We start from the raw sequence: 11,014 nt of genomic DNA on the forward strand, positions 1-11,014 counted from the left end.
TCTTTTTTTAATCAAAACATAATTTGATAGATATATTATATTCTTAATTTTTCATAATGCAATAAAAATATTGGATTTTCCCAAGCAATGTAAGGGTTTTCAAAATGATATTCAAAATAGGATAAAATTCGAAAATAAAAAGGAGGATAATTGACTTATCCTCGAATTTTATTAGTCTAAAATATGGTACAAGAAATACGGTACCTGCTCAAGCCAGCTAGGCCAATCATGAGGTCTATCATATCCCCAATAATCCACCCAAGCAGGTATGCCTAAATTCTTTAAGGCTTGATCTACCTTTCTTGTTTCTTCTAAGCAGATATCCTCCCATGCACCCTGCCCTACACAAATGATAATTCTAGCTCTTTTGTATAGCTCAACATATGGATGATTGTTATGCATAACAATTAAAGAATCTAGAGGAGAATTTAAGAAGGTTAATTCATCCGCATAATCCTTAATGAAGAAGCCAGAATGATAAATTCCAGATAAGGCTAACACGTGATTAAAGATATCTGGTCTTCTTACTAAGAAGTTTAGTGCATGATATGCACCTAAGGATACACCGAATGTCATAATACCATCGGCTACTCCTCCACCATTACCTTTTGTATTAATTTCATATACTCTTGGTACAAATTCATTAATTATATAATTAAAATATGCTTCTTGTGCTAATATGCGGTCATGTGGGTTTTTCCAGTTCGCACTCCAAGATTCATTATCGAAAGAATCCACACAAAATACTTGGATTCTTCCTTGGTCGATATAATATTCCATAGCCCCAATTAAGCCATGATCCTCATAATCATAGAATCTTTTTGCCTCTGCAGGAAATGCAATACAAGGCTTTCCGGCATGGCCAAAAACTTTAAATTCCATATCTCTTCCCAAAATATTACTATATTCCTTGTAATATTCAACCTTCATATTATCACTCCTTGTGCCTTTTTTCACCTAAAATTGTTACAGTCATATTTGGTTCAACGCTTGTTGTAATAAATACATTAGAGCCTAGGGTTGTATTTTCTCCAATAATGGTTTCACCACCAAGTACGGAAGCACCAGAATAAATTGTTACATTGTCCTTAACCGTTGGGTGACGCTTTGTTCCCGAAAGCTTTTGACCCTCTCTTAAGGATAGTGCGCCTAAGGTTACACCTTGATATAATTTTACATGCTTTCCGATAATAGTTGTTTCACCAATGACGATACCTGTACCATGGTCTATAAAAAAGTAAGAATCAATTTCTGCACCTGGATGAATATCTATACCTGTTTTACTATGTGCATATTCCGTTAAAGCTCTAGGTAAAATAGGCACCTCAAGCTTATATAGGACATGAGCAATTCTATAAGTAAAGATAGCCGTTAATCCAGGATAAGTTAAGATAATTTCTGATTTTGTTTTTGCAGCAGGATCCCCATCAAATAGAGCTTGTAAATCTGTTTGAAGATAAGAATCAATTTCTGGAATAAAGTTAAAGAAGCAATCGATCATGTTTTCACATAATAAAGAGTTCTTCGTTATTCTTTCTACTGCTCTTAATAGCTTATGCAAGAAATATTTTATTGCATCAATTTTTTCATCAATATAATCGCTTAATATATTTACATGCTCTACATATCCTGGGAATAACAATCCCTTCATATTATCTAAAAAGCCAACGACATCATCTTGTTGGAGAGCATCATCTGTGATTTCCCCCATTTTCTTGGCTTTTAACCAATTTTCAAATTTATCGTTCATAATAATCACTCCGTTTCTTACATTATAACTTTTTTTGAAGGTAATTCAAACTATAAAAGCATTTTCCGTATTAAATTTCATAAGAATTATTATATAATGTTACCTAGGAGGATTCTTATGAAAACAATTGAACCTAGCGTAATCACAAATGAGGTTAAGCGCCTTGCTATTGAGGCTGCAACCTATATAGAGAGTGATGTTTTAAATGCTATAGAATGTGCTAAAAATAAGGAATGCGGTTTAGCAAAATCTATTTTAGAGCAAATTATAGAAAATGATTGCCTTGCAGAGAAGGAAAACATCCCTATGTGCCAGGATACAGGTATTACTATCGTTTTTGTTGAAATTGGGAATGAGGTATATATCCCTGGTGATATTTATAAAGCCATTAATGATGGAGTATCCTTAGGCTATAGGGAGGGCTATTTAAGAAAAAGTGTAGTGAAATCTCCTTTAAATAGAATCAACACAAAGGATAATACTCCTTCAATTATACATATTAAGCATACCTTAGGTGATAAGCTTAAAATCACACTATGCCCTAAGGGTGCAGGAAGCGAAAATATGAGTAGGGTAAAAATGCTTGTTCCTGCCGATGGCATAGATGGAATTAAGAAATTTGTACTTTCTACGATCAAAGAGGCAGGAGGTAGACCTTGTCCACCATTAATTGTTGGTGTTGGTATCGGCGGAGACCTAGAAAAATGCGCATTATTGGCCAAAGAATCCCTTTTAAGACCAATAGATGATGAATCAAGTGATTCGGATGCAAAAGCCCTAGAAAAGGAATTATTTGAAGAAATTAATAAGCTTAATGTAGGGCCTATGGGACTAGGTGGTAAAACTACAGCACTAGCAGTTAAGGTTAATCTATATCCTTGCCATATTGCATCCTTACCCGTTGCTGTAAACATTCAGTGCCATGCATCAAGACATAAGGTGGTGGAATTATGATCATTAAATACCCTATGGATAAGGAAAAGCTTAAGGAATTAAAGGCTGGAGATGTTGTTGAATTTGAAGGTGTTATTTATACAGCAAGAGATGCAGCCCATATGAGAATGAAAAAAATGCTTGAAAATAAGGAAGCATTACCTGTAGATTTTAATGATGCATTTATATATTATGCTGGCCCAACACCAACCAAGCCTGGGCATGTCATTGGTTCTATTGGACCTACGACCTCATCTAGAATGGATGCCTTCGCACCAATGATGAAGGAATTAAATGTTACGGCTACTATTGGTAAGGGGCCAAGAGATGAGGACTGTACAAAGTATTATCAAAAGAATCATATTCTATATTTTATTACGACTGGCGGATGTGGTGCATTATTATCTAAGGCCGTTAAAAAGGCTAAGGAAGTTGCCTTTTTCGATTTAGGACCTGAATCCATTAAAAGACTTGAGGTAGAAGGCTTTAAAATGATTTTAGCTATTGATTATTATGGAAATAATATATTTGAGGGGTAAAGTTATGGATTTGAAGGAAAGAGCATTAAAGCTTCATGAGGAAAATCATGGAAAGCTTGAAATGAAATCAAGGGTAAAAATTGAAAATCAAGAGGATTTATCACTAGCCTATACACCTGGTGTTGCATATCCTTGTAAGGAAATTGAAAAAGATAAAAATTTATGCTATACCTATACAGCAAAATCAAATACTGTTGCAGTTATTACGGATGGTTCTGCAGTTTTAGGGCTTGGTAATATTGGACCGTATGCTGCAATTCCTGTAATGGAAGGGAAATCTATATTACTTAAGGAACTTGCAAATGTAGATTCCTTCCCTATTTGCTTAAAAACACAAGATGTTGAAGAAATCATTAAAACCGTTAAATATTTAGAGCCGACCCTTGGCGCAATCAATTTAGAGGATATTTCAGCACCTAGATGCGTTGAAATTGAAAGAAGATTAATCAAGGAAATGGATATTCCTGTATTCCATGATGATCAGCATGGCACTTCTATTATCGTTGCTGCTGCATTCTTAAATATTGAAAGATTCACTAAAAAGCCTCTAAAGGATATGACAGTTGTTTTATCTGGTACTGGTGCTGCTGGATCGATGGTTGCAAGAATGCTTAAGAAAATTGGTGTTGGTAAGATTTATGCTTATAACATTAATGGTGTTGTAGATAAGAATAAATATGATTCCTATGACTTCTTAATAAAGGAATTAATAGATGATGGAATCTTTGATACACCTAAAAATCATGATAACACATTGAAATCCATTATGGTTGGTGCGAATGCCTTTGTTGGAGTTTCCGCACCAAACCTTGTAACAAAGGAAATGGTAAAATCTATGGCGGATAAGCCAATTGTTTTTGCGATGGCAAATCCTACTCCTGAAATCTCTTATTTAGATGCTAAGGAGGCTGGAGCTTATATTGTTGGTTCTGGTAGAAGTGATTATCCAAACCAAATTAATAATGTACTTGCTTTCCCAGGAATCTTTAGAGGTGCTTTGGATGTTCGGGCTAAAAAGATTAACGAAGAAATGAAGCTTGCAGCTGCATATGCAATTTCTAAAATTATTAAAGATGATGAGTTAAATCCTGAATATATTGTTCCTGGTGCATTCGATAAGAGAGTGGTCAGGGAGGTTGCAAAGGCCGTAAGTGAGGCTGCAATTAAAACAGGTGTAGCACAAAAGTAAATCTATAAGGCAAGCTTCGGCTTGACTTTTTTACGTAAAAAAATGCCCATGCTTTCGCATGAGCATATTTTTTATTATTCGCCTTCTACTTCGTCACGAACGATACGAATTGCTGTACCATTCGTACATAGAATCATCTTTAATGCATCATCATCAAACTTTTCAGCATAAATGATAAGCTTACGATCTAATGTACCTCTAGCCTTAACACGAAGGATATTACCCTTTTGACAAATATGAGCACTCTTTAACATATCTAACTGAATAACGGAGCCCTCTTCGAAGTGTAAGCATAATGTATCAAGATATACAACTGCTTCTTCCTCTTCCTCATCAAGAGGCTCACCAGGAATCATAGGTAGGTAATCAATTAAATCATCAGGCATTTCCTCAGGAATACCATTTACATTCATTGTATTCTGTAGATACCAAGCTTCCATACCTAAGTTACCTAAAATAGCTTCACCATTTGGAATTAACTGAGTGATGAAGTTTGTAGGCTCAAAGTTTCTCTTTGGCTTTACAAGACGGTTAGCAAACATTAAATCGATTAATTCCTTGCAATACTTTAATGCACGGTCAGAACGTACCTTAATCATTACTGGAACTTCAGCATATTGCTTCTTCTCAGAAACATCCTTTAAACGATACTTTGGATATTGTTCAATAATAGCTGGATCTAAAGCTAAGAATACCTTAATAGCCTTTCCACCTAAAGCAAGCTTAGCAACTAAGCCCTTGTATCTGAAGGATTCGCATCTAGCAGAGCATCTACCCTTTGCACGATACATCATTAAGTAGTTTTTAACCTCATTATAGTATTCCTTAGTTTCATAAGGAGCAAACATCATCTTTGTATTAAACTTACGCTTAATCTTCTTTGGCTGACCATTTTCGTCAACAGCAACATATTCTTGAACTTCGATAGAAGATTCTAAAGTCTTTTCATGCTCTGGAGATGCCTCTTCTGGTTCTTCTTCTGCATCATAAGGATTTTCTTCATCCTCTTCTTCATCTTCCTCTTCAGAATCTTCAGCATCATCCTCTTCAGCTTCCTCTTGAGGAGCCTCTTCAGCTGGTACCTCTTCTGCAGGGGCTTCCTGAGCCTCTTCCTTTTCTGAAACAGAATTTACGAATGAATCAAATTCGTCCTGAGCCTCTTCCTCTTGAGGAGCTTCTTCAGCTTGAACTTCTTCAACAACCTCTTCAGCAGGGGCTTCCTGAGTCTCTTCCTCTTCATAAGGATTACCTTGCTCTTCTGGTTCTTCTTCCTTCTTTTCCTCTTCGCCATATTCTGCAGCGTAGATTGCTTCATCCTCTTCAGTTAATGCGAATGGATCTTCCTTCTCTTTTCTTTCCTTTTCTTCTCTTTCAGCCTGCTCTTCAGCTGCCTTAGCTGCTTGCTTTTCTTCTTTCTTCTGCTGAATCTTCTCTTCAGCTTCCTTAGCAATTATAGCTGCCATAGGGTCAAAGTTTCTAATACGTAATATTTGAATAGCAACGCCAATAATGAAGAATACGATATATGCAATACCAACAACTAATAATAAAACGTTAGATGTTAATACACTAAAATCAGTGATCGCCATTGAAATAAAGAATGGTAAGCCTAAGCCTGTAGCTAGGATTAAAGAAATTAATACCCAGTCTGTCTTAATTGGCTCTGTGCTGCGGAAATTACGGAATACAAACAATAATACAGTTAATACTAAACCAATTAGTAATGCAATACCAGATGTTAAATAAACTGTAATTGAACCAGCAGGAAGCTTAACATTATTAAGCATTAGTATATATAAATCACCAGTTCCTAGTGCATATGCTGTAGAGATTGCAACTAAGCCGATAGCAATGATTGCAATAACTACTGCAGCAAGTACATTATACTTACTGAAGATATTTCTATAATATGTTCTAGCCTTATCACGGTTTGTATCATAAATAATATCCTTATTGTAGAATACAGAACGAACGATTAATCCTGAAGTTGCAAGTAAAATGATAATTAATAATGCCTTTGCAATAGGAGCTGTTAAGGAAGCAGCTAAAATTGCAGGGCTATAGATAGAGCCAATAAACACAACAGTTAAAATAGCATCTAACCAGTTTGTATCAGAATCTCTATCTAGTGCAGAAACTAATAATATACCAAGTAATGCAACTGCAGCACCAATAATGTAGAATTTAGTTTTAGCTGTATATAAATTCGCTAATACACCATTTTTACCTAAGATTCCAAGCACAACAGCAACCACCATGCCTAAAACTACTAAGCAAATAGGATTATAACGGTAACCTAAAGCACTGAAATATGCCTTCATACCAATTTGACCAGCATCTGCTGTAATTGCTGTAAAACGAACAATTACTTCTACTAAGAATACGAATGCTGAAGCAAAATACACAATCATTGCACGAGGATGAATACCAGAAACTAATGCCAATACGCCTAATACAATGCTTGAAATAAAGAATGATACACGAATAAAGTCTGTAACATTAACTCTATCATGTCTTAATCCAGAAAAACCAACAACAGCTCCTCCGCCTATAACTGCTAATATAGCAGATTGTGCTAGTGTAACATAATTTGCTCTTAAGAAGTCCATCTGGTATAGGAATACACCAGCAACTGCAAATAAGATAATTACAGCTAGAGTAGCGATAATTCCGAATGATTTAAAGTAAGAAACTAAATAATTCTTCTTCATATTTACACGCTCCTTTTATTGTAGATAAATAATCAATTATATTTTATATTGAAATGAAAGCATTTTCAAGTGTATAAAAGAAAAAAAGTGCCATTTTTTACGGAATTTTCGCACTTTTTTCAAATTTTGATAAAATTAAACAACAATGTTATTTATTTGCGTTTTCAAATTTTTCAATGATTTTACCAACGAGTGGATGTCTTACGACATCAAAATGATCAAAAACAATATCCCCAACCTCATCTAGATCTCTAAGCAAATCGGCACTAAATTTTAATCCTGATTTCTTAGATTGAGGTAAATCGATCTGAGATATATCACCAGTTACTACCATCTTAGAATGGAAGCCCATTCGAGTTAAAAACATCTTTAGCTGGTCTATTGTTGCATTTTGGGCCTCATCTAAGATAATGAAGGCATTTTCTAGGGTTCTACCTCTCATATAAGCTAAAGGGGCAATTTCAATCACTTGCTTTTCTATTAAAGCCTCTGCATGCTCCATACCAAGCATTTCATATAATGCATCATATAAGGGCCTTAGGTATGGGTCTACCTTTTCCTTTAAATCTCCCGGTAAAAAGCCTAAGGATTCACCTGCTTCTACCGCAGGTCTTGTAAGAATGATCTTTTCATATGTACCCTTCTTTAATTCTGATACAGCATAGCATACCGCAAGGTAGGTTTTACCTGTACCTGCTGCTCCAATAGAAAAGATTAAATCCTTGCTTTTTAAGCATTTTAGGTATTCATTTTGCTTTAAAGTTTTTGCGTATATTGGCTTATTATGCTGTGTATAGCATAAAGGCTTTCTTTCCTTCAGGAAATTGATATAATCCATCTTCTTTCCTGTAGATACTATATTTTCAATATATATAACATCTCTTGGAGAAATGGATTGCTGATTTTCAGCCATAAATTTTAAAATTTGGAAAATGTCCTCTAGTTTTGCAAGAATAATAGAATCATCCGTATCGGTTAATATCTGGTCTCCATGAACATCCACTTGGATGTTAAAGACCTCCTCAAGCATTTTAAGATTTTGATTATGAATTCCTACAATATTTCTAACATCGTCAATATGATCTAGCTTAATACTTAACTTCATTTATTCCTCCATAGAAAATGTTAATACTTCTTTCGTTATTGGGTGTGGGAAAGAAATACAATAAGCATAAAGAGGGAATTCCTCTTTGCTTATCGTATTTTTACTACCATATTTTTTATCGCCATATAAAGGGTGCCCTATATAGGCCATTTGACAGCGAATTTGATGAAACCTGCCTGTCATTAAGCCTATTTCAACTAATGTTACAGGTGTATTTTGGATCTTATAGGATCGAATTGGAGTGTATTCCAAAATGGATTCTTGTCCACCTTCTCTTATATAGGATTTCTTTTCCTTTTCATCCTTATATATATAATGAGTTAAAGTGATGGTATCTAAAGAAGGGAATGTGCCTTCCACTACTGCCTTATATCTTTTTTTGAATTCATGCATCTTTATAGCATCAGAAAGTCTTGATGCTGCCTTACTGGTTTTGGCAAAAACCATCACTCCCGATGTATTTATGTCCAATCTATGAACAAGGCCCAGATATACATTTCCGGGCTTGTTATATTTTTCCTTTATGTAGTTTTTTAAAATCGTAAGCATATCTGACTTATCTGAACCATCTGCCTGTGATAATACACCCTTAGGCTTAACACAAACTAAAATATGGTTATCCTCATAAAGAATTTGAACCATAGGATCACCTACTTGTTTTAGAAACAATCTCTAATAATTTCTTCTGATTATCATCAAGAGCTAAGTTCTTTGGATAGATTACATAAATATTTTGTGTAATTTGAAGATTTAAGATATCAAACTTTTTAAGTCTTCCTGCTTCAATATCCTCTTTTACTGTATCATAATACATAAAAGCAAGTCCATCCGTTAATGGCACTAATTTTCTTATTAAATCAGGATCATTTGATGATACAGAATAATTATTCTTTAATTTTATATTTTTCGATTTTAATGCATTTTGGATACATTTATATAAACCACTATCCTCGTTTGGCCAAATTAAGGTTGCAACAGATAATTGCTCTCTTGTGATTCTATCCTTAGAGCCATATTGTCCCTTAGGGTCACCAACTAATACGACCTTTTCGTTTGTAACCTGAATAGATTCAAAACATGAAGAATCAAAGCTATTATCAATAAATGCAAAATCAATTTTACCTGAATTTAAATGCTCAAATAATTCCTGAGAAGTATAGGTATATGCATTAAAGGATGGTGTTTCATAGAAAATTTGCTTTAATGATTCAATAGATGGAATCATCGTCTTAACCATTGGAGTAAAGCCTAAATTGCATATAAAAGAATCTTGTTTTTTCATATTGGCAAGTAAGAATTCTTCTTGAAGCTTTAGGCTCTTAGCGTATTCTAATAGCATAGAACCAGCCTTAGTTAATTCAAAGGTCTTAGAATTCTTAAAAAGGGAAATGTCATATTCCTTTTCTAAGGACTTAATATGATGTGTAACTGCTGGCTGTGTAATATATAATCTTGCAGCTGTTTTTGAATAGTTCTTCTCTTCTAATAAAGTTAGAAAAGTAATCAACTTTGTATCAATCATATTAGCCCTCCCTTTTTAAAACGAAATTTATTGATTACGAATATTATATAAAATTTTTTTATAAAGGTCAAGAGAAAAAGGCTATTGTGTTAACACAATAGTCTTTCCTCTTTTTGTTATTCTTATTGACCGAAAATCGATGTGATAATTTCAGAGACATGAGAAACAGGCTGTATCACAAGTACATCTCTTACCTCTTCTGGAATATCCTCGATATCTCTTTCGTTTTCCTTTGGAATGAAAATCTTCTTTAATCCACTTCTTACAGCAGCAATAGATTTTTCTCTTAAACCACCAATAGGAAGTACTGCACCTCTTAATGTGATTTCACCTGTCATACCTAAGTGGCAATCTACTGGGCGGTTCGATAATGCACTAACTAATGCTGTAGTAAGTGTTACACCTGCAGATGGACCATCCTTTGGTACTGCACCCTCTGGTACATGGATATGTACATCATTCTTTTCTAAGAAGCCCTCTGGAATCTTAAATTCCGTTTGATGTGCCTTAACATAGGAGAATGCTGCAGTTGCAGATTCCTTCATGACATCACCAAGCTTACCTGTTAGAATGAATCCACCCTTACCTGGGTATGTTGTAACCTCAATATCCAGTGTATCGCCACCGAAGGATGTATAAGCTAAGCCTGTAACTACGCCAACCTGGTTTTCATTACGATTCTGATTGTTGAAGAAACGAATCTTTCCTAAATAATCGGTTACATTATCTGGTGTTACGGTAACAGATTTAATATTGTCAATTAAAATACCCTTTACTGTTTTTCTGCAAATTGTTGCAATCATACGATCAAGCTCACGTACACCAGCTTCTCTTGTGTAGCCACGAATAATGGCATACATTGCATCATCTGTAATCGTAAGCTGCTCAGGCTTTAAGCCGTGTGCTTCAATTTCTCTTGGTAATAAGTGTTTAAATCCAATATTGTACTTTTCAATTTCAGTATAGCTTGATAATTCAATGATTTCCATACGGTCACGAAGTGGCGTTGGAATTTCAGATAGGTCATTTGCAGTTGTGATGAACATTACCTGAGATAGGTCATATGGTTCTTCAAGGTAGTTATCAGAGAAATACTTGTTCTGCTCTGGGTCTAATACCTCAAGCATTGCAGCAGCTGGATCTCCTCTATAGTCAGCAGTCATTTTATCAATTTCATCTAGTAGGAATACTGGATTCACTGTGCCTGCATCCTTCATACCCTTTAGAATACGTCCTGGAAGTGCACCAATATAGGTTCTTCTATG

The 11,014-nt window shown here is 34.8% G+C and carries 10 protein-coding genes; 3 read left to right on the forward strand and 7 right to left on the reverse strand.

Translation table 11 applies throughout. The features are described 5' to 3' along the window. Window positions 1–171 precede the first annotated feature (171 nt). Both SPJ17_RS05775 and epsC read right to left on the reverse strand, forming a co-directional pair. On the reverse strand, window positions 172–930 hold the full coding sequence (locus tag SPJ17_RS05775) for an alpha/beta hydrolase-fold protein (RefSeq protein ID WP_321093452.1): 759 nt from the start codon (window positions 928–930) through the stop codon (window positions 172–174). A 4-nt stretch (window positions 931–934) separates the two neighbouring features. Further along, the gene (gene epsC, locus SPJ17_RS05780; protein WP_321093453.1) at window positions 935–1,750 is read right to left on the reverse strand and encodes a serine O-acetyltransferase EpsC; all 816 of its coding nucleotides are present in this window, start codon (window positions 1,748–1,750) and stop codon (window positions 935–937) included. Between the two features lie 117 nt (window positions 1,751–1,867). Here epsC and SPJ17_RS05785 point away from each other — a divergent pair, with 117 nt between their 5' ends. The 3 genes from SPJ17_RS05785 to SPJ17_RS05795 are packed head-to-tail and all read left to right on the forward strand — an operon-like array spanning window position 1,868 to window position 4,411. Continuing rightward, window positions 1,868–2,704, forward strand: coding sequence for a fumarate hydratase (locus SPJ17_RS05785; RefSeq protein WP_321093454.1), 837 nt, complete (start codon window positions 1,868–1,870; stop codon window positions 2,702–2,704). Next, window positions 2,701–3,222: a FumA C-terminus/TtdB family hydratase beta subunit gene (locus tag SPJ17_RS05790; RefSeq protein WP_321093455.1), complete on the forward strand. Its 522-nt coding sequence runs from the start codon at window positions 2,701–2,703 to the stop codon at window positions 3,220–3,222. The genes SPJ17_RS05785 and SPJ17_RS05790 overlap by 4 nt, the downstream gene beginning before the upstream one ends. Before the next feature lie 4 nt (window positions 3,223–3,226). Then, window positions 3,227–4,411, forward strand: a complete 1,185-nt coding sequence (locus SPJ17_RS05795) for a malic enzyme-like NAD(P)-binding protein (RefSeq protein ID WP_321093457.1) — start codon at window positions 3,227–3,229, stop codon at window positions 4,409–4,411. Window positions 4,412–4,485: 74 nt separating this feature from the next. Here the strand turns inward: SPJ17_RS05795 and SPJ17_RS05800 are convergent, their stop codons facing one another. The 5 genes from SPJ17_RS05800 to SPJ17_RS05820 all read right to left on the reverse strand — a co-directional run. Continuing rightward, a complete protein-coding gene (locus SPJ17_RS05800) occupies window positions 4,486–7,122 on the reverse strand; it encodes a hypothetical protein (RefSeq protein ID WP_321093461.1) in 2,637 nt (878 codons plus the stop codon). Between the two features lie 148 nt (window positions 7,123–7,270). Next, window positions 7,271–8,227, reverse strand: coding sequence for a PhoH family protein (locus SPJ17_RS05805; protein ID WP_321093464.1), 957 nt, complete (start codon window positions 8,225–8,227; stop codon window positions 7,271–7,273). Next, on the reverse strand, window positions 8,228–8,869 hold the full coding sequence (locus SPJ17_RS05810; protein WP_321093466.1) for an RluA family pseudouridine synthase: 642 nt from the start codon (window positions 8,867–8,869) through the stop codon (window positions 8,228–8,230). Window positions 8,870–8,873: 4 nt separating this feature from the next. Continuing rightward, on the reverse strand, window positions 8,874–9,749 hold the full coding sequence (locus SPJ17_RS05815) for a LysR family transcriptional regulator (protein ID WP_321093468.1): 876 nt from the start codon (window positions 9,747–9,749) through the stop codon (window positions 8,874–8,876). A 122-nt stretch (window positions 9,750–9,871) separates the two neighbouring features. Then, window positions 9,872–11,014, reverse strand: a 1,143-nt coding sequence (locus SPJ17_RS05820) for a S16 family serine protease (protein ID WP_321093470.1), incomplete at its 5' end; no start/stop codon positions are given.

The organism is Anaeroplasma sp., from assembly GCF_034179385.1.
Taxonomy (GTDB): Bacteria; Bacillota_I; Bacilli_A; order Acholeplasmatales; family Anaeroplasmataceae; genus Anaeroplasma.

Bases quoted from the DNA above. Each gene is read 5' to 3' on its own strand.
- SPJ17_RS05775 (WP_321093452.1), bottom strand. From the start codon at position 930: ATGAAGGTTGAATATTACAAGGAATATAGTAATATTTTGGGAAGAGAT.
- epsC (WP_321093453.1), bottom strand. From the start codon at position 1,750: ATGAACGATAAATTTGAAAATTGGTTAAAAGCCAAGAAAATGGGGGAA.
- SPJ17_RS05785 (WP_321093454.1), top strand. From the start codon at position 1,868: ATGAAAACAATTGAACCTAGCGTAATCACAAATGAGGTTAAGCGCCTT.
- SPJ17_RS05790 (WP_321093455.1), top strand. From the start codon at position 2,701: ATGATCATTAAATACCCTATGGATAAGGAAAAGCTTAAGGAATTAAAG.
- SPJ17_RS05795 (WP_321093457.1), top strand. From the start codon at position 3,227: ATGGATTTGAAGGAAAGAGCATTAAAGCTTCATGAGGAAAATCATGGA.
- SPJ17_RS05800 (WP_321093461.1), bottom strand. From the start codon at position 7,122: ATGAAGAAGAATTATTTAGTTTCTTACTTTAAATCATTCGGAATTATC.
- SPJ17_RS05805 (WP_321093464.1), bottom strand. From the start codon at position 8,227: ATGAAGTTAAGTATTAAGCTAGATCATATTGACGATGTTAGAAATATT.
- SPJ17_RS05810 (WP_321093466.1), bottom strand. From the start codon at position 8,869: ATGGTTCAAATTCTTTATGAGGATAACCATATTTTAGTTTGTGTTAAG.
- SPJ17_RS05815 (WP_321093468.1), bottom strand. From the start codon at position 9,749: ATGATTGATACAAAGTTGATTACTTTTCTAACTTTATTAGAAGAGAAG.